We start from the raw sequence: 21,861 nt of genomic DNA on the forward strand, positions 1-21,861 counted from the left end.
GCTCCTGGAATGCGGGGAAGTGGGACTATTGCGAGACGTCGACGTCGGCGGTCATGGAAAGGCCGACCCGCAGCGGGTGCTCCTTCATGTCTTCGGGAGCGATGGCGATGCGCACCGGCAGCCGCTGCACCACCTTGATCCAGTTGCCCGTGGCGTTCTGCGCCGGGATCAGCGAGAAGGCCGCGCCCGTGCCGCCGCCCAGGCCGACCACCTTGCCGTGGAACTTCACGCCCGAGCCGTAGTAGTCGGACGTCAGGGTCACCGGTTGGCCGACCTTCATCTTGCGCAGCTGCACTTCCTTGAAGTTGGCGTCGACATAGGACTGGGTGATCGGGACCACGGTCAGAAGGTTGGCGCCGACCGCGACGCGCTGGCCGACCGCCACGTTCTTCTTGGCGATCACTCCGTCGATTGGCGCGCGCAGCACGGTGCGGTCGAGATCCAGCTGGGCGGCGGCGACACGGGCGCGGGCGGCGGCGACCTCCGGATTCTGGTCGGCGGAGACCCCGCTGATCAGGGCGGTATTGATGTCGCGCGCCCCGCCGGCGGCGATGCGATTGGCCACCGCCTGGGCCTTGGCGGCCCTGGCCTGGGCCAGGGCTGCTTCGGCGGTCTTGAAGGCGTTCTCCGCCTGGGTCAGCTCGTCGCCCGAGACCGCCCCCGACGAGGCCAGCTTCTCCCGCCGACCGTATTCGGTGCGGGCTCGGTCGAGATCTGACTGGGCGGCGACGATCCGCGAGTCGGCGCTGACCACCTCGGCATCGCGGGCGGCGATCTGGCCGCTCAGCGCGCCTTCATTGGCGAAATAGCCCTGCACCTTGCGCTCGGCCTGGCCCAGCTGGGCCTGGGCTTGAGCGAGGGTGATCTTCTGGTCGGTGTCGTCCAGCTGCACCAGTACGTCGCCCTGCTTCACCGGCTGGGTGTCGATCACATTGACCTTGACCACCTGGGCGGCGATCTGCGGCGTCAGGGTGGCGCTGTCGGCGCCCACATAGGCGTTGTCGGTGACCTCGTGCCGGCTGCCGATCAAGAGCCAGTAGCCGCCGGCGCCCAAAGCGGCCAGGACAACGGCGCCCCCCAGCAGGCCGAACAGCTGGGCGCGGCGAGCTTTCGGGTCGCGCGTGGCGGCGGTGGACGGGGCTTCGGCGACGGGTGGAGTCTGCAGGCGGGCGGCGGCTGAATCGGCCATGGGAGGCATTCCTTGCGGGGGCGTGGCGTTGGTCTGTGTCGGGTGGGTCAGGCGCCGTTGAAGGCGCCGCTGAGCTTCTGCTGGCCGGCGTCGGCGAAGCCGCCGCCGAGGGATTTGACGAGCTGGACATCGAGGGTGAAGGCGCGCGCCTCCAGGTCGACCACCGTGCGGCGGCTCTCCAGGACCCGGTCCTCGGCGATCAGCACGCTCTGATAGTTGGCGAGGCCGCCCTCATACCGCAGGCGGGCGACCCGATAGGCCTCCTCCTCGCCGGCCAGGGCGTCGCGGCTCTCTTTCAGGCGGGTGGTCAAGGACCGCTCGGCGGCGGCGGCGTCCGCCACCTCGCGGAAGGCCTGGGTAACCGCCCCGTCATAGCTGGCCACGGCGCTCGCGTAGTCGGCTTCCGCGCCCTTGAGGTTGGCGCGGAGGCGCCCGCCCTCGAAAATCGGCAGGGTGATGGCCGGGCCGGCCTGGCCTATGCCCGAGCCTGACTTGAACAGCTCGCGCAGATAGAGCGACTCGTAGCCGGCGAAGCCGGCCAGGTTCACGTCCGGATAGAACTGAGCCTTGGCCACGCCGATGCGCTTGGCGGCCGCTTCGGCGCGCCAGCGGGCGGCGGCCACGTCCGGCCGCCGGCCCACGAGGTCTGCAGCCAGGTTTTGCGGCAGGCCGAAGGCCTTGAGCGAAGCCTTGGCCGGGCGGGCGATCGCCAGCCCCCGGTCCGGCCCGGCGCCCAGTAGCGCCGCCAGCTGGTTGCGGGTCTCGCTGATTTGCTCGTCGATCGCCGCCAGCTCAGCCCGGGCCGCCGGCGCCCCGGCTTCCGCCTGCTTCAGCTCGCCCTGGGTGTCCAGCCCGTTGGTCACCCGGCGGCTGACCAGGTCCAGGGTCTCCAGGCGAGACTGCACCGAGCGCTCGGCCACGTCGCGCTCGGCGAACAGGCGGGCGAGGTCTGCATAGGTCGCTGCGACGGCGGTGGAGAGGGTCAGGCGCGCCTCGGCGGCGTCGGCCGCGCTGGCCTTGGTTTCCGAGGTCGCCGCGGCGATCTGCGAACGCGTCTTGCCCCAGAAGTCGAGCTCCCAGCTGAAATTCAGCCGCAGGTCGCCGACGTCGTTATAGCCCTTGGGCACGAACTGGGGCGGGATGCCCAGGTGATAGCTCTGCTTGCTCTCGACCGCCGAGGCCTTGCCTTCGAGCGTGGGGAACAGGCCGGCCTGGGCGGTGGCCGCCTCGGCCTCGGCGTGCTGGATGCGAGAACGGGCGGCGGCCATGTTCGGCGAGCCGGCCAGGGCCTCATCGACCAATTGGTTCAGCTGCGGGTCGCCATAGGCCTTCCACCAGCCGTCGGCCGGCCAGTCGACGGCCGGAGCGGCGAAACTCTGGCTGGTCGCATAGGCGCCCGCGGCCTTGGCGACCGGCGGCGGCGCCGAGTGGGGCAGGCTGGCGCAGGCTGAAAGCGCCAGGGCGCTGGTCGAGGCGAGAGTAAGAACGAGACGCGATTGCAGTGCGGGCCGCTGCGCGCTCTTGGGTGGCGAACCCATGTCGATGCCCCTGTATCAAAAATTGACCGTACGGTACGGTCAACCTATATGGGCGCCGATTGCGCCTGTCGAGGAAAAACCGTACTGTACGGTCAGATATGATTGAAACGCCGCAGATCAACCGCCGGGACCAACGCCGCGAAGCGATTTTGAAGATCGCTCAGGGGGTTTTCCTTGAAGAAGGCTTCGCCGCCGCCTCGATGTCGACGATCGCGTCGCGGCTGGGCGGCTCCAAGGGCACGCTCTACAACTACTTCAAAAGCAAGGACGAACTGTTCGCGGCTTATGTCCAGGATGCCTGCGCCAAGGTCCAGGAGGAAACCTTCGACCACCGCCTGGACGACGCCGATCCGGTAGAAGTCGTCCTGCAGCGCGTTGGCGAAAGCCTGCTGGGCCACATCTATTCCGAGTGGGCCACCGACACCTTCCGGCTGATCATCGCCGAAGCGAAGCGCTCGCCCGAGCTGGCCCGCATCTTCTATAGCGCAGGCCCCACCGCCGGCCGCGACCGGCTCGCCGCCTATTTCGCCCGCGCGGCCGCCCGCGGCGCCCTGGCGATCGATGATGGCCACAGGGCGGCGGAACAGTTCATCGGACTGTGCCGAGGGGACAGGCATTTCCGCCTGGTCTTGAATCTCGAGCCGAAGCCGAGCGAAGCGGAAATCGCCGCCGACGTTTCGGCCGCGGTCAAAATGTTCATGGCCGCCTACGGGCCGGTCGATCGGTAATATTCAGTGACGAATTGCGACGGTTCTGTTTCATTCGCGTGAATATTTTACGTATGTCGTGGATATTTAACCTTATTCGAATGCTGGTCTATTGACGCCTGCTTGATATTTGCGCGATCGATTCGGTTTGTTCTTGGGCGAGTTTCTATCGGTTGTCTGGGGTGGAATATGCAGGGCGACCCGACTGGGGAACGCTGCGAAGGCGCGTTGCGCGCGTTGCTGATCGAAGACGAACCCGAAACCGTAGCCCACGTGGCTGAGGGGCTCGCGGCGGCTGGCTGGGCGGTCGAGGTCGCCAGCGATGGCGGCCGAGGCTATGAACTCGCCCGCCTGGGCGATTTCGACGTTCTGGTCGTCGATCGCATGTTGCCCCAACTGGATGGGCTGGCCCTGGTGAAAAAGCTGAGGGCGGGACAAGTCGCCACGCCGGCCCTGTTCGTCACCGCCATGGGGGCCATCGCCGACCGGGTCGATGGCCTGGAGGGCGGCGGGGACGACTATCTGGTCAAGCCGTTCTCGTTCGCCGAGTTGCAAGCCAGGGTCAACGCCCTGGTACGCCGCGCCCAGACCCAGCCGCGCGAGCGTACCCAGCTGCAGGTGCGCAACCTTGTCCTCGATCGGCTGGCCCGCACGGTCCGGCGCGGCGAGCGCGAGATCGAACTCCTGCCCTTGGAGTTCAAGCTCATGGAGTTCCTGCTGATGCACGTCGGCCAGCTGGTCACCCGGACCATGCTGCTGGAACAGGTCTGGGGCTTCCATTTCGACCCTCGCACCAACATCGTCGAGACCCACATCAGCCGCATCCGCGGCAAGATCGACGAACCCGGCGAGCCCGCCCTGATCGCCACCGTGCGCGGCGCTGGCTATCTGGTGGCTGGCGAATGAGGGGGCTTAGCCAGGCCCCGACGGGTCGCTGGCTGTCGGCGCGAACCACCGTCCGGTTGGCCATGACCCAAGCCGTCGTAGTGGTCGTGGCCTTCGCCATAGCCGGCTATCTGGCGCACGTTTCGATCGGCCGCCTCAATGAGCAGGCGGCCCGCGACCGCGTACGGGGCGAGGCCGCCTCACTTGAGGACGAATTCGCCCTGCGCGGCGGCGCCCACCTGCCGCACACCGTGGCCAAGCGTTCTCGGCAACGCCGGGGCTTCGAATATCGTCTGGTCGGGCACGATGGCCAGCTGAAAGCCGGGGTGCTGCCGGCGGCCTCGGGCGATTATGGCTGGGCCAGCTTGCGCGCGCCGGTCGGCGGGGCGAGCGAACGCTTTCTCGTCTTCAGCGAGCGCCTGCCGGACGGATCGGTGCTGTCGACCGGCGAGGCCCTCGCCCCAGGCGATGCGCAGATGGCGGCGGTCAACTGGACGCTCCTGGCCTGCGGAACCCTGGGCGTCATCTTCTGCTTCGGCGTCTCATACCTGTTCACCCGTCGCGACTGGCTGAGGATCGCGGCCGTGGCCCAGGCGGCGCACGCCGTCTCCGCCGGCCAGCTCGACGTGCGCGTGCCGCTGCAGCCTGGCGCGCCGCGCGACGACATGGACGAGATGGCCCAGACCTTCAACACCATGCTCGACCGCATCGGCGACCTTCTGCGCCAGGTGCGCCAGGTCTCGACCGACATCGCCCATGACCTGCGCACCCCACTGACCCGGCTACGACAGAAGATCGAGCGCCTGGCCCTGGAGGCCCGGGCCGATCCGGCGCTGCTCGCGGCGGTCCGCGGCCTGGACGGTGACGTCGGCGAGATCCTGCGGACCTTCGACGCCATGCTGCAGCTCTCGGAGATCGAATCGACCGGCCTCGACGACCGCGCCCGGCCCGTGGCGATCAACGACCTGGCCGAGATCGCCGGGCGGGTCGCCGACGCCTTCCGGCCCGACATTGAGGAGAGCGGGCGAACCCTCGCCGTGAGGACCGAGCCTGTGCTGGTCCGTGGCGATGGGCGGCTGTTGGCCCAGGCCATGGCCAACCTGCTGGAGAACGCCCTTCGCCACACGCCCCAAGGCGCGTCCATCCAGGTGCGTGTCGCGGCGGGCGACGGCCGGGCGGTGCTCGTGGTCCAGGACGACGGCCCCGGAATTCCGGCCGCCGAGGCGGCGGCGGTGCTGAAGCCTTTCGTGCGTCTTGAGCCCAGTCGGCGCATGCCGGGCTCCGGCCTGGGGCTGTCGATCGTGGCGGCGGTCGCCGCCCGCCACCGCGCCCAGCTCAGTCTCGAGGATGCGACCCCGGGCCTGAGGGTGAGGCTGGCCTTTGCCGCTGAAGGCGGTGCTTCGTCGGCTCCCGGGAGCCGGGCGGTCCAATCGCGCGCCGCCGTGGCCGCGTGACATCGCTTTTCCAGCGCAAGCCTCAAGCATACGTCCAAATCGTGGTCGCTCAAAGGGCTCGAAAGATTGAAAAGATTCAATCTTGCAGGCGCGGCGCCTCTTTTCGGCGAAGTATGTAAAATTCGATAAACTTATCTATGCCTTAGCATGGCTTCGTGGAACCGTCACAAAAGCCGTGCAAATCCTTCACTTGAAGCCCGTCTACAGCAACCGGCTATAGCCCCCTTGACGTCGGCGCGGCCCGAAAGGGCGTCCGACGGGGCTGTCGTACGGCATGGCGCCGCGGCGGCCCAGCGCGTGTTGGCGCAGGACAAGACGAGGGGATAGATGAAAACGACTTCTTTTGCCGGCGCCCTGGCGCTCGGCGCCTCGGTGGCCACGCTCTTGGCCGCCGTTCCGGCCCTCGCGGCCGACGCAGCGGCCGCCGCCGGCACGCCGGCCGGTTCCGGCGCCGAAGCGACCGACATCACCAACATCGTAGTGACCGCCGAGCACAATATCGCCGCCGCCACCGCCCCTACCAAGGCGTCGCTGACCGAGCAGCAGCCGGAATCAATCATCACCCATCGCTTCATCGAGGACGTGCGCCCCGAGAGCGGCGACTACACGACCACTGTCCTGATCGCCCCCAGCATGGCGGGCACCTCATCCAACGGCGGCGGCGTGGGCGAGACCAACAAGTCGACCCTGCGCGGCTTTCAGGACGGAATGTACAACCTGACCTACGACGGCATCGCCTTCGGCGACACCAACGACCCGACCCACCACCCTGCCTCCTACTTCCCGGCCTCGACCATCGGTGCGGCGGTGATCGACCGCGGCCCCGGCTCCGCCGGCGACCTTGGTCAAGCCAATTTCGGCGGCGCCATCCACCTGTTCTCCCCGACGGTCAGCAATGCCTTCGGCACGTCGCAGAAGTTCACCTATGGAACCTTCGACACCATGATGTCGGTCAGCCAGTTGCAGACCGGCGCGGTGGACGCCCTGCATGGCGGCAAGCTGCTCCTGGTCTTCCAGGAACTGCGGTCTGACGGCGAACTGTCCAATTCCGACGGCGTGGCTCAAAACCAGACGCTGAAGTACGTCCAGCCGATCAACGACAAGACCACCCTGACCCTGTTCGCGTCGCACAACTATACTCGCTACTTCCAGTCCGACGCCGGCCCGGGCGAGACATGGCGACAGGTCCAGACCTACGGGAAGAATTTCGCTCTTACGAACGACCCGACCGACGAGCACTACAAGGGCTTCAATCACGAGAAGAAGCAGACCGATTTCGAATATATCGACCTGAAGGGCGACGTTGGTTACGGCGTGACCTATGAGGATCAGGCCTACACCTACTTCTATTCCAACAAGACCATCTCGGTGAACGACATCACCGGCTTGATCGGCCAGAACACCTCGCCGCCAAAGAGCTCGAAGCTGCCGGCGACCGACATCGGCGGCTACGACAAGGGTAACCGATACCGTGTCTACGGCGACATCGTGCGGATCAACAAGGACTGGTCGTTCGGCACCTTGAAGGCCGGGGCTCTGTGGGAAGGCTCCAGCACCGACCGCCACAACCTCTATATCGACCTGACCCAGGGCGGCATCGCGGACAACAAGTTCAAGACCGGCGTGCTGAACGCCAAGACCCTCGAATACTCCAGCTGGGACCAGTACCAGGTGTTCGCCGATTTCGAATGGCGGCCGCTGGAGAACCTGACCATCCAGCCGGGGGTCAAGTACGTCAACTTCACCCGCAATATCGACGGGATCGAAGAAAATAGCGGCACGCCGAACTTCCCCAAGCACACCTCGGCGATCGGCAGCAACACCTATGACAAGCCGCTCTATTTCGCGACGGTGAACTACCGGATCCTGCCCTACTGGTCGGTCTACGGCCAATATGCGACCGGCTTTTTGATCCCCTCGCTGTCCTTCCTGCAGGCGACCAACCCCAGCCTGAACTCGCTCCAGCCGGAAGAGACCACCAACTATCAGCTCGGTACGGTCTTCACTCGCGGCCACGTCACCGCCGACGCCGACGTCTACCAGATCCACGTGACCAACCTGCAGGTCGCCGACCCGACCGGCCAGTTCTACGAGAACGCCGGCACGGCCGACTATTCCGGGGTGGAAGGCCAGGCCGCCTACGCCTTCGACTTCGGCCTGACCCTGTTCGCCAACGGCTCGCTCAACACGGCCAAGAACGCCACTGCGCACAATACCGAGCTCAATGCGCCGAAGTGGACCGACGCGGTGGGCGCTCTCTACAACAAGGGGCCGTGGTCGGCTGCGGTCACCTACAAGCAGACCGGCGCTCAGGTGGTGGCCTATTCGCCAAACGCCCAGGAACTCCCGGCCTACGACACCACCGACGCCTCGGTCGCCTACGATTTCGGCCATTTCAAGGTGAAGCTCGCCGGCTTCAACCTGTTCGACAACCGCGCTGTCATCAATTTCAGCGGCGCGACCCTCTATTCCGCGGCCGACGCCGGCCTCTACCAGTTCCAGGCGGGTCGTCAGATCCAGGTCACCCTGGAGGCCAAGTTCTAAGCGACGATATGTCAACTGGGCCGGCGAGGCCGGCCCAGTTAGCTTTAGGCCCGATCTTTTTGATCGGAGGTCACTTGACTAAAAAGCGGCGGCCCGCCCGGACCGCCGCTCTTTTTTTCACCGGCGTCAGGCGTGCGCCGCCAATACCACCCCGGTGAACACCGCCACATAGTGCAGGCTGGCCGCGGCGATGACGAAACCGTGCCAGATCGCCCGGCGGAAGGGCAGGCGGCTGTGGAACACCAGGGTTCCGGTCGTATAGATCAGTCCGCCCAGGACCAGGAGGACGAAGGCGCCGGTCGGTACGTCGACGAACAGCGGCCGGATCATGAACACCGCCAGCCAGCCGAAACCGACATAGACCGCCGTCCACAGCCAATCCGGCGACTTCTTGACCAAGAGCTTGCCGGCCACCCCGGCCAGGGCCACGCCCCAGACCAGGGCCGTGACCCCCAGCGCCCATCCACCCTCGAACCTCTGGCTGGTGAATGGGGTGTAGGAGCCGGCGATCATCATGAAGATGCCGGCCTCGTCCAGGCGGCGCAGGAACGGCCGCGCGGCCGAGGGGCGGCTCAGGTTGTAGGCGGCCGAACAGCCCAACATGGTGATCAGGCAGAGAGCGTAGAGGCTGGTCGCGGCGGTCAGCCCGCCGCCATGGCCGGTGCGCAGGGCCAAGCCTACCAGGAAGGCCCCGCCGGCGGCGGCGCCCACGATGCCGACGGCGTGCATCCACCAGTCGGCGAGCTTCTCCGCACGGTTCGGATAGTGTTCGACCAGATATTCAGCGGCGATCGACACGCTTGCCTCCCTTGACGCAGCAGGGCCTCGTTCCTCGCCGAGGGGGTTCTCCCATCGGCGGACAAAGAATCCTTCTTGAACAGATACTTGTGATCGACCACGCCGCCTGTGACTCAAGTAACGCTGGCCGATCACGACTACGACCCTGATATTGCGCAGGCCGGCTTAACAGGTGGTGGTCGGGATCGTCAGGAACCATTCATGGAGCCCAAAATGTGGCAGGACCTGTTGTCGCAGGGCGCAGTCGTCGGAGAACGCCTGAAGGCGCGAAAGGAAACCGTGGCCGTAGCGGAATCTTCCTCCGGCGGCCTGATTTCCGCCGCCCTGCTCAGCGTCGCCGGCGCCTCCGCCTATTTCCTCGGCGGCGGGGTGGTCTACACCGCCAAGGCGCGGGTGCTGCTCATGGACCTGCCGCGCGAGGCTGTGGCGGGCATGCGCTCGGCCAGCGAGCCCTACGCCCTGCTCCTGGCCCGCACCGCGCGCGAGCGATTCGGCGCCACCTGGGGCCTGTCCGAGACCGGCGCGGCCGGGCCGACCGGCAACCCCTATGGCGACGCCGCCGGTCACACCTGCATCGCCATCTCGGGGCCGGTTGAGATGGCCATCACCTTAGAAACCGGCTCAGGCGACCGCGCCGCCAATATGGAAGCCTTCGCCGCCAGGGCGCTCGAGGTCCTGTCGGTCGCTCTTGACGGAGACTCGCAATGATCAAGGCGCTGGTCCTGGCCGCGAGTCTGTCCCTCGTCGCCGCCGCGCCGGCGGTGAAGCCCTATGTCGCTGCGGCCCTGTCCGACCCGGCGCGCAGCGCCGACATCGGCGTCGACGCCCGCCGCAAGCCGGCCGAAATTCTGGCCTTCGCCGGGCTGAAGCCCGGAGACACGGTGGTCGATCTCCTGCCCGGCGGCGGCTACTTCACCCGCATCTTCTCCAAGGTGGTGGGGCCCAAGGGGCGGGTGATCGTCATCTGGGCCAAGGAATACGCCGCCGAGGCCCATCCCGACCCCGAGAACAGCCGCAAGCTCGCCGCTTCGCCCGGCTTCGGCAACATCACCGTGCTGGACGAGCCGGCCGCCGCCTTCTCCACGCCTGAGCCGGTGGACATGGTCTTCACCAGCCAGAACTATCACGACTACCCCGACAAGTTCATGGGCAAGGTCGATCCCGTCGCCTTCGACCGCCAGGTGTTCAAGGCGCTGAAGCCGGGCGGGACCTTCCTGGTCATCGACCATGTCGCCGAGGCGGGCTCAGCTATGCGCGACACCGACACCTTGCACCGGATCGACCCGGCCATCGTCAAGCGCCAGGTCACGTCGGTCGGCTTCGTCTTCCAGGGCGAGAGCCGCGCCCTGCGCAACCCGGCCGACGATCACAGGAAGGCTGTGTTCGACAAGGCGATCCGCGGCCACACCGACCAGTTCATCTACAAGTTCAGAAAGCCGTAGCGCGGAGCTTATTTCCGCGCCGCGGCGGCCAAGGCTGCAACAGCCGCGCGCAAGGCCGGCCCCAGAACCGGATCGGCGATCAAGCCGGCTTCGTCCAAGTCCCGCCCGGTCATCGGGATCACGGGCGAGGCTGCTTCGACCACCACGGCGCTCAACATGCCGACCGTGTCGACCAGCGAGGCCTGGGCGATCGTGGCCCGGGCCGAGGCGTTGATTAGGCCCGCCGGCTTGTCGACCATCTCTCCTGAGGAGACAATCCAGTCGAGCGCGTTCTTCAGGCTGCCCGGCACGCCGTGGGCATATTCCGGGCTGCAGATCAGGATCGCGTCCGCCGCCGCCAGCCTTCGCCGGAAGGCCTGGACCACCGCCGGCGCGCCGGCCTCGTCGAGGTCGGGGCTGAAGTGGGGCAGGTCGGCGAGACCCTCGAACAGGTCGAACACGACCCCCGGCGGCGCGACCTGGGCCGCGGCGCGGATCAGCACGCTGTTGGAGGAGGCGGCCCTCAGGCTGCCGGAAATGGCGAGGACGCGGATCTCAGCCGGCATGGCCGCCGCCCCCACCACGGGCCGTCATGGCTGCGCCCAGCGAGGCCGCCATCACGCAGCCCATGCCCAGCCATTGGGTGACGGTCAGTCGCTCGCCCAAGAGCGCCAGGCCGGACAGGGCGGCGAAGGCCGGCTCCAGGCTCATCAAGACGCCGAAGGTGCGGGTCGGCACGCGCTTCATCGCCATCATCTCAAGGGAGTAGGGCAATACGCTGGACAAGACCGCCACCGCCAGGGCCACCGGCAACACCGCCGGGTTCAGCAGCCGCACGCCGGCGCTCGCCGCGCCCACCGGAACCGCCACCAGGGCTGCGACGCAGGAGCCGAGCGCCGTCGCCCGGGCGCTGGGCAGAAGCACGCTCAGCTTCTGCCCGAACCAGATATAGGCCGCCCAGCAGGCCCCCGCCGCCAGGGCCAGGGCCACCCCGATCGGATCGACCGCGCCCTTGACCTGTTTCAGCAGCAGGATCAGGCAGACCCCCGCCACCGCCAGCGCCACCCAGGCCAGGTCCAGCCGGCGGTGCGAGGTGACCAGCGCCAGGCCCAAAGGCCCGGTGAACTCGATGGCCACCGCCAGGCCCAGGGGCAGGCGCTGCAGCGCGGAATAGAAAATCGGGTTCATGATCCCCAGCACCACGCCATAGGCCAGCACCGCCCGTCGCTCCGCAGGTCCAAGCTCGCCGCGCCACGGCCGCGCCACCAGGACCAGGATCAGGCTGGCGAAAACCAGCCGCAGGGCCGCCGCGCCCAGGGGACCGACCAGAGCAAACATCTGCTTGGCCAGGCTGGCCCCGATCTGCACCGTGGCCATGGCGGCCAGCAGCAGCAGGATCGAGCCCGCCAGGCCCGCGCTCCGGCCGGGCGCCCTTTCAAGCGTCGCTTGGGTCATGCTGCGCAGGTAGGCGTTCCAGGGCGCCGGCTCCAGCCTTTGTCCAAGGGGCGGCAAAAAAACTTCACCGCGGCAGGCCTCGCCATCCTGCGATCTCAGCCTAAATAGCGCCCATGACAGAACAGCAGTCCCCGGCGCAGCCCGGCCCGATGACCGGCCCGGCCCTGGCGATCACGGCCGTCGCCCTGGCGCTTGGCACCTTCATGCAGGTGCTGGACAGCACCATCGCCAACGTCTCCCTGCCGACCATCTCCGGCGACCTGGGCGTCAGCCCCAGCCAGGGGACCTGGGTGATCACCTCGTTCGCCGTGGCCAACGGGGTCTCGGTGCCCATGACCGGCTGGCTGATGCAGCGCTATGGCGTGGTCAAGACCTTCGTCGCCTCGGTGGCCCTGTTCACCCTGTTCTCCATGCTGTGCGGCCTTTCCTGGAGCATGGGCTCGCTGATCCTGTTCCGCATTCTGCAGGGCGCCACCTCCGGCCCGCTGATTCCGGGCTCCCAGGCGTTGCTGCTCTCGATCTTTCCGGCCAATCGCCGGGGAACGGCGCTCGGGGTCTGGTCGGTGACGACCCTGGTGGCCCCGGTCTGCGGCCCGCTGCTGGGCGGCTATATCTCGGACAACTGGTCCTGGCCCTGGATATTCCTGATCAATCTGCCGGTGGGCGTGGTCTGCGGCGTGATCTGCTGGCGCAATCTTGCTGCGCGCGAAACGCCGACCCGTCGGTTGCCGGTGGACACGGTGGGCTTGGGCCTGCTGATCCTCTTCGTAGGCTCGCTTCAGGTGATGCTGGACACCGGCAAGGACGCCGACTGGTTCTCCTCTCCCGTGATCGTGGCCTTGGCCTGTATCGCCGGGGTCAGTTTCTGCGCCTGGCTGATCTGGGAAACGACCACGCCCTATCCGATCGTCGACCTGTCCCTGTTCCGCTCGCGCAACTTCGCCCTCGGCACCCTGGCCTATTCGGCCGGCTACGCCATTTTCTTCGGCAACAACCTGCTTCTGCCGCTCTGGCTGCAGACCCAAGTGGGCTATGTGGCGACATGGGCGGGCATGGTGGCCGCGCCCAGCGGCGTTGTCGCCCTGCTTTGCACCCCCTTCGCCACTCGCTCCCTGCAGAAATACGACGCCCGGATGGTCGCTTCAGTGGCCATGGTCGCCTTCGCCGCCTCCTATTTCATGCGCGCCGGCTTCACGCCCGACGCCAATTTCATGACCTTCGTCATGCCCATGCTGGTTCAGGGCGTGTCGATGAGCGTCTTCTTCGTTTCGCTGGTCACGATCTGCCTGGGCGACATGCCGCCCCAGAGGACACCGGCGGCGGCCGGCCTCTCCAACTTCTGCCGCTACACCGCAGGCAGCTTCGCCGCTTCCGTGACCACCACGCTCTGGGACAACCGGGAGACCGTGCACCAGAGCCGCATGGCCGAGAACGCGCCTGACGCGGTCCTCAGCGGCGCGCTGGACCAGCTTCAGCACGTGGGCCTGACCGGGCTGCAAGCCCTGGGCAGCGTCACCAACATCGCTGTGCGCCAGGCCTACGCCTTGGCCTCGGTCGATTTCTTCTGGGCCTCCGGCTGGCTGATGCTGCTGGCCGTGCCGCTGATCTGGCTGACGCGCCGACCCGGCGCCCCTGGCGGGGCCGGCGCGGCCGCCGATTGAGGCGAACTCGCCACATAGCGTCTCGCAGCGGCAAAACTGCGCCATGTTTGCGCAACAACGAAGCAATGGAGGCAGGCTATGCCGTCGCCAGTCATCCATCGCTAGGACAACACCGATGAACCGTCCTTTCCGCGCTCTGGTCGGCCTGGCCGCCGGCGCCATCCTTCTCTGCGGCGCCGCCGTCGCGGTGGCCCAGGATCATCCCCAGCCGCCGCCGGGGGCTGCGGGCGAGAATTGGCATGAGCACATGCTCAAGCACATGCAGGCGCACATCAAAGCCCTGCATGACATGCTGCAGATCCGTCCCGACCAGGAAGCAGCCTTCCAAACCTTCATCGCTTCGATGAAGCCGCCGGAAGGCGCCGACAACGCCGACATGGCCCATGAGCATGACGAAATGGCGCAACTCACCACGCCGCAGCGCCTGGACCGCATGCAGGCGCGCATGGCCGAGCACCAGAAGGCGTTCGAGCGTCACGCAGCGGCGGTGAAGACCTTCTACGCCGCCCTCAGCCCTGAGCAGCAGCGCGCCTTCGACGCCATGGAGGCCATGCATCACCACGGCGGCCACGGCATGGGCGGCATGGGCGAGCACGGCCCGATGGGGCCGCCGCACGGCATGGGCGGCCCCGGCGAGATGCAGTGACACTCGGCCGGCCGGACCGGGGCTTCTTCGTCCGGCCGGCTGCCTTTTCAGGCGGGGCGGGGACGGCGGGCGCAATTCGGATCGACGGAGTTTTGATCATGGCCGAGAAATCTCCGCCGGTTGACAAGGCCGCACGCCTGTTCGTCCTCTGCTGCGCGGCCGGCTTCGTGGCCATCGCCGCCTCCGTCGTCATCGTGGTGGTCAAATTCCTGCTGTGAAAGTCTCGGCTCTTAGGCGATCCCTGCGCCCCGGTCTTGTGCTGCTGGCGGCGCTGAGCCTCGCCGCCTGCGCGTCTGATGAGCCGCCGCGCGGGGAGGGGCCGCAGGGCGGACGTGGGCCGCCGCGACCGCACGGACCCCAGCTGTTCATCAGCCCGGCCGGCGAGCCGTTTCGCGCCGGCCCAGACCAGCCCTACCCCTCAGCCGCTTGGTTCGCTAGGGCGGACGCCAATCACGATGGCCGGCTGGATCGCGCTGAGGTCAGGGCCGACGCGACCGGCTTCTTCCATGTGCTCGACGCCAACCACGATGGGGTGATCGATTCCTTCGAGATCTCCGACTACGAGCAGAAAATCGCGCCCGAGATCCTGGGCGCCTATCTGGGCGATGCGGGTCGGAGCCGGGGCGAGCCGGCGGGCCAATCGCGGAGCGGCGAAGGCGGTGGTCGCCGGGGCCACGGCGGCCGACGCGGCGGCGAAGGGCAAGGTCAGGGCGAAGGCGTCGAAGCCCCCGGCGGCGGCTACGAGGGCGCCGCCCCCTTCGAACTGACCGACGAACCGGAACCCGTCGCCGCGGCCGACCTTAACGTCAGCGGCCGCATCACCCTCAAGGAATTCCTGCAGACCGTCGATCGCCGCTTCGACGAGATCGACGTGGGCCACACCGGCTCGATCGCCTTCGCCGACCTGCCCAAGACCCCGGTCCAGCGGCAGGGCGCCCCTACGCACGGCCAGCGCGGCGGTCCGCAAGGCAAGCCGCCGCCCCCGCCGCAATAGGGGAGAGGGCCCCGCTGGCGGCGAGCGTAGCCGCTCAGCCCAGTTTCGCGATCACGCCGCCGAAAGGGGGCAGGTCCAGGCTATCTCCTTCGCGGCTCGCGGAGAGCCCGCAGCCCAATAGCGTCGCTTTGGCGAGGCCCGGCAGGCTCAAGGCGGCGGGCGCTGCGCCGAGATTGATCACGCACACGACTTCGGCGCCCCGCTCGCGGCGCCGGATCGCCAGCACGCCCTCCGGCGCCGCCAGCACCTCGGCTTCGCCGAGGCGTAGCGCCGGCTCCTCGGTCCTCAGCGCAATCAGCCGGCGGGTGAAAGCCAGCAGCGAGGCTGGATCGCGCTCCTGCGTGGAAACCGCCCGCTCGGCGTGGGCCGGGTCCACCGGCAACCAGGCGTGGCTGGCGGTGGTGAAGCCAGCCATGGGCTGGGCGCGGTCCCATGGAAACGGCGTGCGCGCGCCGTCGCGGCCGGCGTCCCCGGTGAAGGCGGCCCGCGCGAAGGGGTCCTGGAGGTCCTCGAACCGCACCCGGCCCTGGGGCAGGCCGAGCTCGTCGCCCTGATAGAGGAAGATGGTCCCGCGCAGGGCGAACAGGGCCGCCAGCAAGGCCTTGGCCTGTTCCGGGCCGGCATTGGCGCCGCCGAGGCGGGTCGGAAAGCGCGGCACATCGTGATTGCCGATCGACCAGGACGGCCAACCCGAAGCGCCAGCCCAGGCCGGCGCCGCCTCTGCGAACAGGGCCGGATCTCCACGCCGGCCGCCGATCAGGTGGAAGCTGTAGGCCGTGTGCAGCCGGTGATCGCCCTCGGTATATTCCCGCTGCCGCGCCAGCTCGTCGTCGTCGACGATCTCACCGACCATCATCCGCTCCGGATATTGGTCGGTCAGGGCCCGCAGGCGCTCGACGAATCTCAGGGTCTCGGGCCGCGACTTGTCGTGCACGTGCTTCTGGAACAGGTAGGTGCGCGCCGGCGTCCGTTCTCCGCCGCTCGGCGGGTTGTCTGTCAGGGCCGGGTCGTGAACGAAGTAGTTGACCACGTCCAGCCGGAAGCCGTCCACGCCTCGGTCCAGCCAGAACCGCGCCACGTCCAGCACCGCATCCTGCACCGCCGGATTGTGGAAATTCAGGTCCGGCTGCTCCTTCAGGAAATTGTGCAGATAGTACTGCCGCCGCCGCGGCCCCCAGGTCCAGGCCGGCCCGCCGAAGGAGGCCTGCCAGTTGTTAGGCGGCGTCCCGTCCGGCTTGGCGGGCGCCCAGACGTACCAGTCGGCCTTTGGGTTGTCGCGCGAGGCGGCGCTTTCAACGAACCAGGAGTGCTCTTCCGAGGTGTGCGAATAGACTTGGTCGATGATCACCTTCAGGCCGAGCTCATGCGCCCGCGCCAGCAGGGCGTCGAAATCGGCCAGTGTCCCGAACGACGGATCGACGTCGCAATAGTCGCTGACGTCATAGCCGAAGTCCTTCATCGGCGAGCGGAAGAAGGGCGACAGCCAGATCCCGTCGACGCCCAGCGAGGCGACGTAGTCCAGCTTGCTGGTTATCCCCTTCAGGTCGCCGACGCCGTCGCCGTCGGAGTCGCAGAAACTGCGCGGGTAGATCTGATAGATCACCGCTCCGCGCCACCACGGCGCCGACGCGTCGGTCATGGGGCCAGCCTCTAGGCGTGAATGCGGACCGGCAGGCTCTCATAGCCCTTGACGAAGCAGGACAGCACCCGCTTGGGCTCGCCCACCACCTCGACGAAGCTCCAGCGCTTGAGGATTTCCTCCCAGACGATGCGCAGTTGCATCTCGGCCAGGCGGTTGCCGACGCAGCGATGGATGCCGAAACCGAACGACAGGTGGTGGCGCGGCCGCTCGCGGTCGATGATGAATTCGTTCGGCCGGTCGATGGCGCGTTCGTCGCGGTTGCCCGAGACGTACCACATGACCACCTTGTCGCCCTTCTTGATGGTCTTGCCGCCCAGTTCGACATCCTGCAGCGCCCGGCGGCGCATGTGGGCCAGCGGGGTCTGCCAGCGGATGATCTCGGACACCAGGCTCGGGACCAGGTCGTGGTTCTTGCGCAGCTTGTCGTATTCCGCCGGGTTCTGGTTCAGCGCCACCACGCCGCCGCTGATCGAATTGCGGGTGGTGTCGTTGCCGCCCACGATCAGGAGGATCAGGTTGCCCAGGAATTCCTCGGGCGACATGTTCCGCGTCGACTCGCCGTGGGCCAGCATCGAGATCAGGTCGTTGCCCGGCTCCGAATTCACCCTCTGGTTCCACAGGTTCATGAAATAGCCGGCGCACTCCATCAGTTCGGCGCGCCGGGCCTCTTCCGACTCGACGATCCCGGCATCGAGGCCCGCCGTGGCCACGTCCGACCAGCGGGTCAGTTTGCGGCGATCCTCCCAGGGGAAGTCGAACAGGGTCGCCAGCATCTGGGTGGTCAGCTCGATCGAGACCCGGTCGACCCAGTCGAAAGTCTCGCCCACCGGCAGGTTGTCGAAGATCTCGCCGATCCGGCTTCGGATCAGGCCCTCCATCAGGGACAGGTTGTGCGGCGAGACGATCGGGCTGACCACCTTGCGCTGCGCGTCATGCTTGGGCGGGTCCATCGCAATGAACATCGGCAGCGGGAATTCTTCGTCCTCGTCGAAGATGGTGATGCCGCCCTCGGACGAGAAAACCCCGTGGTTGGTGTCCACGTGCATGATGTCGTCGAAGCGGGTCACCGACCAATAGGCGCCGTGCTCCTCGTTCACCGCATAGTGCACGGGGTCCTCATTGCGCAGCCGCTCGAAGAAGGGCCAGTGAGTGTCGTCGCGGAAGCGCTGCGGTTCGGCCGGATCGATCTGATCCAGCGGCATGGCGTAGGCTTCTTCCCGCGCGTTCTTTAGGACATCGACTGCGCCATCGGCCATTTCCGTTCTCCCTTGCGACGCCGAAGCGACCGCCGCTGGACGGGCGGATCCGCAAACTTGAGCAGGGCGTCATTTTCCTGGCGCAGGATTTATCAGAACCGGCCCCAGAGCAAGAGGGCGAGGCCCGGAAAGCGGCGAACCCGCCCCGGCGTGGGCCGAGGCGGGCGAAACCGGGCGGGTGTGCAGGCTTAGTAGCGCCAGCCATAGCCGCGGTATTCATGGCGCTCACGCCATATGTGGTGGCGCCAGGCGGCCCGTTCCCGCTCCCGCTCGCGCCAAAAGTGCTCACGTCCCCAGTCGTAGCGGTCGTGATCGTAGCCGTAGTCGCGGCCATACCCGTAGTCACGGCCATATGCTTGGTCGTCGTGGCCGCCCCAATAGGGATCGGCCAGGGCCGAGGCTGCCGGCGCGGCGATCGAGAGCACCGCCGCAGCGGCCAGCAGGGGCTTGAAGAAACGCATGGTCAGTCTCCTTTCGTCGAAGCCGGCCCATGGAGCGCCGGTATGAGGGAGACCATGCGCGGCTCAGCCTGACCTCGGCTTGAACCGCCCGTTGTCCGGCGTTCATCGCCTGGCTGGAGCGGGGCCGCTGGCTCGCCGCCACAGGGCCCAGGCGATCAGGGCGCGCTGCAGGTCGCGGGCCTGGCGCAGGGCGCTGGCCAGGGCCGGGCCATCGGCGGCGATCGAGGCGGCCGAGATCTCGTCGCCATAGGTCTCCTGCAACGCCAGGGCGTCGCTCAGGCTGAGGGGCTTGGCCCCGGCCATCAGTTGGCCGCCGCTGCAACGGAAAAACGGCGCCCTCACAGGCTGGCGTCCGCGCCCAGCCGCGCCGCAGCGTCGATCACACGCCAGGCCGGGGTGTCCACCTGGTCGTCGATCGCCTCCGACAAGCGGGCGGCGAGTGCGGCGGCTTCGGGCCTCCGGTTTGCGAAGGCGCTGCGGCGGCAGGCGTCGCGGATACGATCGGCCAAGTCGGCGATGGCGCCGCCCAGCCCAAGCCATAGTGCGATGTCTGCGTCCAGGGCGTTGGCGGATACCCCCGCGCTCTCGTGCCGTCTGGCCTGGTCATGGTCGAGCAGAGCATCCCGAAGGCGGCCTTCAGGTGACAAATAGGGCGATTGATACATGGCGAGAAGTGTGCCAAATAGTCACTCTATGGTCAAGCCGGAAGTGACAGATGGTGCTTGCCTGCATGCATTTCAATGAGGGTTCAGTCGTCCGTGCCGGTGAGTTGCATGGCCTTGAGTACGGCCACCGCCCGCTTCCGCTCAGTGGGGGGGATGCGTTCCCAGATCGACCAGATCCCCTCCGGGTCCGTCGGGTCGCGCGTGATCAGATCGCCCGGCCCACAGCGTAGGGCCTCTGCGGCCGCTTCCAGGAAGGGCTGGTCGTAACGGCGCTTGCCGGTCTCGATCTTGGTGAGATAGCTGCGGGCGATGCCGATGCGCTCGGCGAGCTGCTCTTGGGTCAGCCCCCGATGCTTGCGCCACTCGCGGATATAATGCCGCTGCTGTGCCATGAGCACATATTGGCACATTTTTCGGTTGGCGCCAGCCGAAAGTTTGACCGCGTGGCTTGACCCAATAAGTGACTATATGGCACCTTCGATTCATGCCAAACAATCAGACACGCCTTGACCGTTCGGACGGCTCCGCCGTTGTCCCCACAACTTCAACTGGTAAATGGATTTGCGCCGGCAAGACAAGTGGTGCTAAAAGCAAATGCCCGCGTAGGTCGTCAGCGACGGTCGGCCACCCCCGGCGCGGGCACTGGGCGCAGCCGCCAGTCTCCCCCGTCGGACCGGCGCCGCTCTCTGAGGGGGCGCGTTTCATCCTGCGGCCGCGTCCCCTCAGCCTTTCTCCTATGCCCGCCCATGGAGGCGCGGCATGAGCGGACCAGACCATCTTTCCGCCCTCGGCTGGACGCCGGACCGGGTCGATCTGCTGCGCCGGCACTTCGCCGTCGGCCTGACCGCCGCCGAGAGCGCCATTCTGCTCGGGGTCAGCAAGAATGCGGTCATCTCCAAGCGTACGCGGATGGGTCTCTTGGGGGGCGTTCGTCTCTTCAAGGCGGGCGAAGCGGCGCCTCAACGCCGGGGGCGGGAGCCGCGGCTCAAGCTGACGCCCACGCCCCAGTTCCGCCGCCTGCCGCTGCCGGACATGGACCAACCCCCGCCGCCGGCCGCGCGTCCAAAGCCCTTGGCCCAGCGCGAGCGCGGGGAGTGCGCCTGGCCGCTTGGGGCTGCCGAGCAGGAGGGCGACTGGCGCACCCTGTTCTGTTGCGCGCCGGTCCGCCCTGGCGGTCGATACTGCTGCGCCCACGCCGCCCGCGCGCGGCTTTGAGAGGTTCGTTCCAAGAGGTATCCATGCCCAAGACCCGCCGGCGCCCGCGCGCCCTGGCTGCGACTGTCCGCGTCAACGATCAGGTCCTGACCGGCGGCCAAGTCATCCTGCTGCGCTCGGCCGAGCAGGACGCTCAATCCCCAGCCTTCGCCGCCCGAGCCCGGGCCGCCGCCAAGTTTCACGCCCTGGAGGCCGAACTCGAGCGCCGCCGAGGCGAACTGGAGGTGATCCATGGCCTCGACGAGAGCCTTGCCTTGGCCCGTGCGAGGGGAGAACAGGTCGAATTCGCCCGAGCCGCCGACAGCATCGCCCGGGTTCGCGTTCGGTCGCGCGACGGTCTCGAAAGCCTGGCCAGCACGGGCGCCATCACCGACGTTCAGTTCCGCGCCGGCATGCTCTACCGCGACCTCTACGAAGCCAACGACCCCGAACGGGATCTCCGCTCGCAAATGAGCTCCAAGGCCTTTGTCGAGGGCGGTTCGGTCAGCGTGGGCGTCGGCCGGCCAGAGGCCTGGGCCGAGCGGCGGCTGCGCCTGTCCCGGCAGGTGGCTGCGGTCGAGGCCAAGGTGCGTGTCGCCGACCGTAACGATCGTGCGGTCACCGCCCTGCGCGAAGTGGCCGGCCACGCCCGCTGCGTCAGTCATGCGACGGCGGGCGGCGGCGCCCAGGCGCGGTATCGTCGCGCCCTGGTGTTGGCGCTGGACGTTGTCGCGGAGCATTTCGGCGTGCGATGAGGACGGTGAAGCAAGAGCGAGGCGCGGATGCGGCGGTATGTCTGGGATTGGGTCGTGCGCCTCTGCCACCTCATCTTCATTCTGGGCTGTGTGGGCGCCTGGCTGACTTATCAGACGGGTCAGATGGATCTGCACGCCTGGTGTGGCTACGCCGTTCTGGCGGCGCTCGCCGTCCGTTTGGTCTGGGCTGTGATCGGGACGCCTGCGGCTCGCTTCTCCGGCTTCGTGCGCCCGCCCGCCAAGGTGCTGGCCTATTTGCGCCGCTGGCGCAGCGAGCCTGCGCCCGTGGGCCATAACCCCCTGGGCGGCTATGCCGTCCTGGCCCTGCTGGCGGCGCTTCTGGCCGAAACCGGAACCGGCCTCTTCAGCGATGACGAGGTGGCGACGAGCGGCCCGCTCCGCACCCTGATCTCCGACGACGGCGCGCAGACCCTGACCCATCTGCATCGCCTGACCTTCGACCTGCTGCTCGCGCTGGTCGGTCTGCACCTGGCCGCGATCCTGGCCTATGCGGTCTTCAAGCGCGCCAACCTGGTCGGGCCGATGATCACCGGCTGGATGCACGACGAGCAGGCCTGAGCCCGACGACGGGAGAG

23 protein-coding genes are annotated in these 21,861 nt (G+C 67.6%); 12 read left to right on the forward strand and 11 right to left on the reverse strand.

The window, feature by feature from the left end:
- Positions 1 to 25: 25 nt before the first annotated feature.
- Together KCG34_RS23790 and KCG34_RS23795 are read right to left on the reverse strand one after the other, a co-directional pair.
- Positions 26 to 1,189, reverse strand: a complete 1,164-nt coding sequence (locus KCG34_RS23790; RefSeq protein WP_211938071.1) for an HlyD family secretion protein — start codon at positions 1,187 to 1,189, stop codon at positions 26 to 28.
- A 47-nt stretch (positions 1,190 to 1,236) separates the two neighbouring features.
- Entirely contained in the window at positions 1,237 to 2,727 is a 1,491-nt protein-coding gene (locus KCG34_RS23795; protein ID WP_211938072.1) for an efflux transporter outer membrane subunit, read from the reverse strand.
- A 59-nt stretch (positions 2,728 to 2,786) separates the two neighbouring features.
- Between KCG34_RS23795 and KCG34_RS23800 the strand changes: the two genes are divergently transcribed.
- From KCG34_RS23800 to KCG34_RS23815, 4 genes are all read left to right on the forward strand, one after another.
- The gene (locus KCG34_RS23800; RefSeq protein WP_211938073.1) at positions 2,787 to 3,455 is read left to right on the forward strand and encodes a TetR/AcrR family transcriptional regulator; all 669 of its coding nucleotides are present in this window, start codon (positions 2,787 to 2,789) and stop codon (positions 3,453 to 3,455) included.
- A gap of 207 nt (positions 3,456 to 3,662) precedes the next feature.
- Positions 3,663 to 4,340, forward strand: a complete 678-nt coding sequence (locus KCG34_RS23805; protein WP_211938074.1) for a winged helix-turn-helix domain-containing protein — start codon at positions 3,663 to 3,665, stop codon at positions 4,338 to 4,340.
- Positions 4,341 to 4,402: 62 nt separating this feature from the next.
- On the forward strand, positions 4,403 to 5,773 hold the full coding sequence (locus tag KCG34_RS23810; protein WP_211938075.1) for a sensor histidine kinase: 1,371 nt from the start codon (positions 4,403 to 4,405) through the stop codon (positions 5,771 to 5,773).
- Positions 5,774 to 6,100: 327 nt separating this feature from the next.
- Positions 6,101 to 8,317, forward strand: a complete 2,217-nt coding sequence (locus KCG34_RS23815; RefSeq protein ID WP_211938076.1) for a TonB-dependent receptor — start codon at positions 6,101 to 6,103, stop codon at positions 8,315 to 8,317.
- A gap of 126 nt (positions 8,318 to 8,443) precedes the next feature.
- Here the strand turns inward: KCG34_RS23815 and trhA are convergent, their stop codons facing one another.
- Positions 8,444 to 9,115, reverse strand: coding sequence for a PAQR family membrane homeostasis protein TrhA (gene trhA / locus KCG34_RS23820; protein WP_249138137.1), 672 nt, complete (start codon positions 9,113 to 9,115; stop codon positions 8,444 to 8,446).
- Between the two features lie 201 nt (positions 9,116 to 9,316).
- Between trhA and KCG34_RS23825 the strand changes: the two genes are divergently transcribed.
- Positions 9,317 to 9,823: a CinA family protein gene (locus KCG34_RS23825; protein ID WP_249138138.1), complete on the forward strand. Its 507-nt coding sequence runs from the start codon at positions 9,317 to 9,319 to the stop codon at positions 9,821 to 9,823.
- Positions 9,820 to 10,557, forward strand: coding sequence for a class I SAM-dependent methyltransferase (locus tag KCG34_RS23830; RefSeq protein WP_211938077.1), 738 nt, complete (start codon positions 9,820 to 9,822; stop codon positions 10,555 to 10,557). Before KCG34_RS23825 ends, KCG34_RS23830 begins: the two co-directional genes overlap by 4 nt.
- A gap of 8 nt (positions 10,558 to 10,565) precedes the next feature.
- On the opposite strand, the gene KCG34_RS23835 is transcribed toward KCG34_RS23830, so the two are convergent.
- Complete coding sequence (locus KCG34_RS23835; RefSeq protein ID WP_211938078.1) at positions 10,566 to 11,102, reverse strand: NADPH-dependent FMN reductase; 537 nt, start codon at positions 11,100 to 11,102, stop codon at positions 10,566 to 10,568.
- Positions 11,092 to 12,048, reverse strand: coding sequence for an EamA family transporter (locus tag KCG34_RS23840; protein WP_249138139.1), 957 nt, complete (start codon positions 12,046 to 12,048; stop codon positions 11,092 to 11,094). Before KCG34_RS23840 ends, KCG34_RS23835 begins: the two co-directional genes overlap by 11 nt.
- A 56-nt stretch (positions 12,049 to 12,104) precedes the next feature.
- On the opposite strand from KCG34_RS23840, the gene KCG34_RS23845 reads away from it, so the two are divergent.
- The 3 genes from KCG34_RS23845 to KCG34_RS23855 all read left to right on the forward strand — a co-directional run bounded on the left by KCG34_RS23845 (position 12,105) and on the right by KCG34_RS23855 (position 15,292).
- Positions 12,105 to 13,652, forward strand: coding sequence for a DHA2 family efflux MFS transporter permease subunit (locus tag KCG34_RS23845; protein ID WP_249138140.1), 1,548 nt, complete (start codon positions 12,105 to 12,107; stop codon positions 13,650 to 13,652).
- A gap of 115 nt (positions 13,653 to 13,767) precedes the next feature.
- Positions 13,768 to 14,298 carry a Spy/CpxP family protein refolding chaperone gene (locus tag KCG34_RS23850; RefSeq protein WP_211938079.1) on the forward strand — a complete coding sequence of 177 codons (531 nt, stop codon included), beginning with the start codon at positions 13,768 to 13,770 and terminating at the stop codon, positions 14,296 to 14,298.
- Positions 14,299 to 14,512: 214 nt separating this feature from the next.
- Complete coding sequence (locus KCG34_RS23855; protein ID WP_249138141.1) at positions 14,513 to 15,292, forward strand: EF-hand domain-containing protein; 780 nt, start codon at positions 14,513 to 14,515, stop codon at positions 15,290 to 15,292.
- A gap of 34 nt (positions 15,293 to 15,326) precedes the next feature.
- On the opposite strand, the gene KCG34_RS23860 is transcribed toward KCG34_RS23855, so the two are convergent.
- The 6 genes from KCG34_RS23860 to KCG34_RS23885 all read right to left on the reverse strand — a co-directional run bounded on the left by KCG34_RS23860 (position 15,327) and on the right by KCG34_RS23885 (position 19,726).
- Positions 15,327 to 16,931: an alpha-amylase family glycosyl hydrolase gene (locus KCG34_RS23860; RefSeq protein ID WP_211938080.1), complete on the reverse strand. Its 1,605-nt coding sequence runs from the start codon at positions 16,929 to 16,931 to the stop codon at positions 15,327 to 15,329.
- 11 nt (positions 16,932 to 16,942) lie between these two features.
- Positions 16,943 to 18,190 (reverse strand): cytochrome P450, encoded by a 1,248-nt coding sequence (locus KCG34_RS23865; RefSeq protein WP_211938081.1) that lies wholly within the window; start codon positions 18,188 to 18,190, stop codon positions 16,943 to 16,945.
- 188 nt (positions 18,191 to 18,378) lie between these two features.
- Positions 18,379 to 18,651 (reverse strand): hypothetical protein, encoded by a 273-nt coding sequence (locus KCG34_RS23870; RefSeq protein ID WP_211938082.1) that lies wholly within the window; start codon positions 18,649 to 18,651, stop codon positions 18,379 to 18,381.
- Between the two features lie 102 nt (positions 18,652 to 18,753).
- The gene (locus tag KCG34_RS23875) at positions 18,754 to 18,954 is read right to left on the reverse strand and encodes a hypothetical protein (RefSeq protein WP_211938083.1); all 201 of its coding nucleotides are present in this window, start codon (positions 18,952 to 18,954) and stop codon (positions 18,754 to 18,756) included.
- Between the two features lie 35 nt (positions 18,955 to 18,989).
- Positions 18,990 to 19,316 carry a hypothetical protein gene (locus tag KCG34_RS23880; RefSeq protein WP_211938084.1) on the reverse strand — a complete coding sequence of 109 codons (327 nt, stop codon included), beginning with the start codon at positions 19,314 to 19,316 and terminating at the stop codon, positions 18,990 to 18,992.
- A gap of 83 nt (positions 19,317 to 19,399) precedes the next feature.
- Entirely contained in the window at positions 19,400 to 19,726 is a 327-nt protein-coding gene (locus KCG34_RS23885) for a type II toxin-antitoxin system RelB family anti-toxin (RefSeq protein WP_211938085.1), read from the reverse strand.
- 349 nt (positions 19,727 to 20,075) lie between these two features.
- On the opposite strand from KCG34_RS23885, the gene KCG34_RS23890 reads away from it, so the two are divergent.
- The 3 genes from KCG34_RS23890 to KCG34_RS23900 are packed head-to-tail and all read left to right on the forward strand — an operon-like array spanning position 20,076 to position 21,844.
- Positions 20,076 to 20,531 (forward strand): GcrA family cell cycle regulator, encoded by a 456-nt coding sequence (locus tag KCG34_RS23890; RefSeq protein ID WP_211938086.1) that lies wholly within the window; start codon positions 20,076 to 20,078, stop codon positions 20,529 to 20,531.
- A 23-nt stretch (positions 20,532 to 20,554) separates the two neighbouring features.
- Positions 20,555 to 21,265, forward strand: coding sequence for a hypothetical protein (locus KCG34_RS23895; RefSeq protein ID WP_211938087.1), 711 nt, complete (start codon positions 20,555 to 20,557; stop codon positions 21,263 to 21,265).
- 27 nt (positions 21,266 to 21,292) lie between these two features.
- The gene (locus KCG34_RS23900; protein ID WP_211938088.1) at positions 21,293 to 21,844 is read left to right on the forward strand and encodes a cytochrome b/b6 domain-containing protein; all 552 of its coding nucleotides are present in this window, start codon (positions 21,293 to 21,295) and stop codon (positions 21,842 to 21,844) included.
- The last annotated feature ends 17 nt before the right edge of the window (positions 21,845 to 21,861 follow it).

Origin of the sequence: Phenylobacterium montanum (assembly GCF_018135625.1) — a bacterium.
Lineage (GTDB): Bacteria > Pseudomonadota > Alphaproteobacteria > Caulobacterales > Caulobacteraceae > Poindextera > Poindextera montana.

What these genes read in the sequence shown, in the direction of transcription:
- KCG34_RS23790 (WP_211938071.1), bottom strand. Translation starts at nt 1,189, where the DNA reads ATGGCCGATTCAGCCGCCGCCCGCCTGCAGACTCCACCCGTCGCCGAA.
- KCG34_RS23795 (WP_211938072.1), bottom strand. Translation starts at nt 2,727, where the DNA reads ATGGGTTCGCCACCCAAGAGCGCGCAGCGGCCCGCACTGCAATCGCGT.
- KCG34_RS23810 (WP_211938075.1), top strand. Translation starts at nt 4,403, where the DNA reads ATGACCCAAGCCGTCGTAGTGGTCGTGGCCTTCGCCATAGCCGGCTAT.
- KCG34_RS23815 (WP_211938076.1), top strand. Translation starts at nt 6,101, where the DNA reads ATGAAAACGACTTCTTTTGCCGGCGCCCTGGCGCTCGGCGCCTCGGTG.
- KCG34_RS23825 (WP_249138138.1), top strand. Translation starts at nt 9,317, where the DNA reads ATGGAGCCCAAAATGTGGCAGGACCTGTTGTCGCAGGGCGCAGTCGTC.
- KCG34_RS23830 (WP_211938077.1), top strand. Translation starts at nt 9,820, where the DNA reads ATGATCAAGGCGCTGGTCCTGGCCGCGAGTCTGTCCCTCGTCGCCGCC.
- KCG34_RS23835 (WP_211938078.1), bottom strand. Translation starts at nt 11,102, where the DNA reads ATGCCGGCTGAGATCCGCGTCCTCGCCATTTCCGGCAGCCTGAGGGCC.
- KCG34_RS23845 (WP_249138140.1), top strand. Translation starts at nt 12,105, where the DNA reads ATGACAGAACAGCAGTCCCCGGCGCAGCCCGGCCCGATGACCGGCCCG.
- KCG34_RS23850 (WP_211938079.1), top strand. Translation starts at nt 13,768, where the DNA reads ATGAACCGTCCTTTCCGCGCTCTGGTCGGCCTGGCCGCCGGCGCCATC.
- KCG34_RS23860 (WP_211938080.1), bottom strand. Translation starts at nt 16,931, where the DNA reads ATGACCGACGCGTCGGCGCCGTGGTGGCGCGGAGCGGTGATCTATCAG.
- KCG34_RS23865 (WP_211938081.1), bottom strand. Translation starts at nt 18,190, where the DNA reads ATGGCCGATGGCGCAGTCGATGTCCTAAAGAACGCGCGGGAAGAAGCC.
- KCG34_RS23870 (WP_211938082.1), bottom strand. Translation starts at nt 18,651, where the DNA reads ATGCGTTTCTTCAAGCCCCTGCTGGCCGCTGCGGCGGTGCTCTCGATC.
- KCG34_RS23875 (WP_211938083.1), bottom strand. Translation starts at nt 18,954, where the DNA reads ATGGCCGGGGCCAAGCCCCTCAGCCTGAGCGACGCCCTGGCGTTGCAG.
- KCG34_RS23880 (WP_211938084.1), bottom strand. Translation starts at nt 19,316, where the DNA reads ATGTATCAATCGCCCTATTTGTCACCTGAAGGCCGCCTTCGGGATGCT.
- KCG34_RS23885 (WP_211938085.1), bottom strand. Translation starts at nt 19,726, where the DNA reads ATGTGCCAATATGTGCTCATGGCACAGCAGCGGCATTATATCCGCGAG.
- KCG34_RS23890 (WP_211938086.1), top strand. Translation starts at nt 20,076, where the DNA reads ATGAGCGGACCAGACCATCTTTCCGCCCTCGGCTGGACGCCGGACCGG.
- KCG34_RS23895 (WP_211938087.1), top strand. Translation starts at nt 20,555, where the DNA reads ATGCCCAAGACCCGCCGGCGCCCGCGCGCCCTGGCTGCGACTGTCCGC.
- KCG34_RS23900 (WP_211938088.1), top strand. Translation starts at nt 21,293, where the DNA reads ATGCGGCGGTATGTCTGGGATTGGGTCGTGCGCCTCTGCCACCTCATC.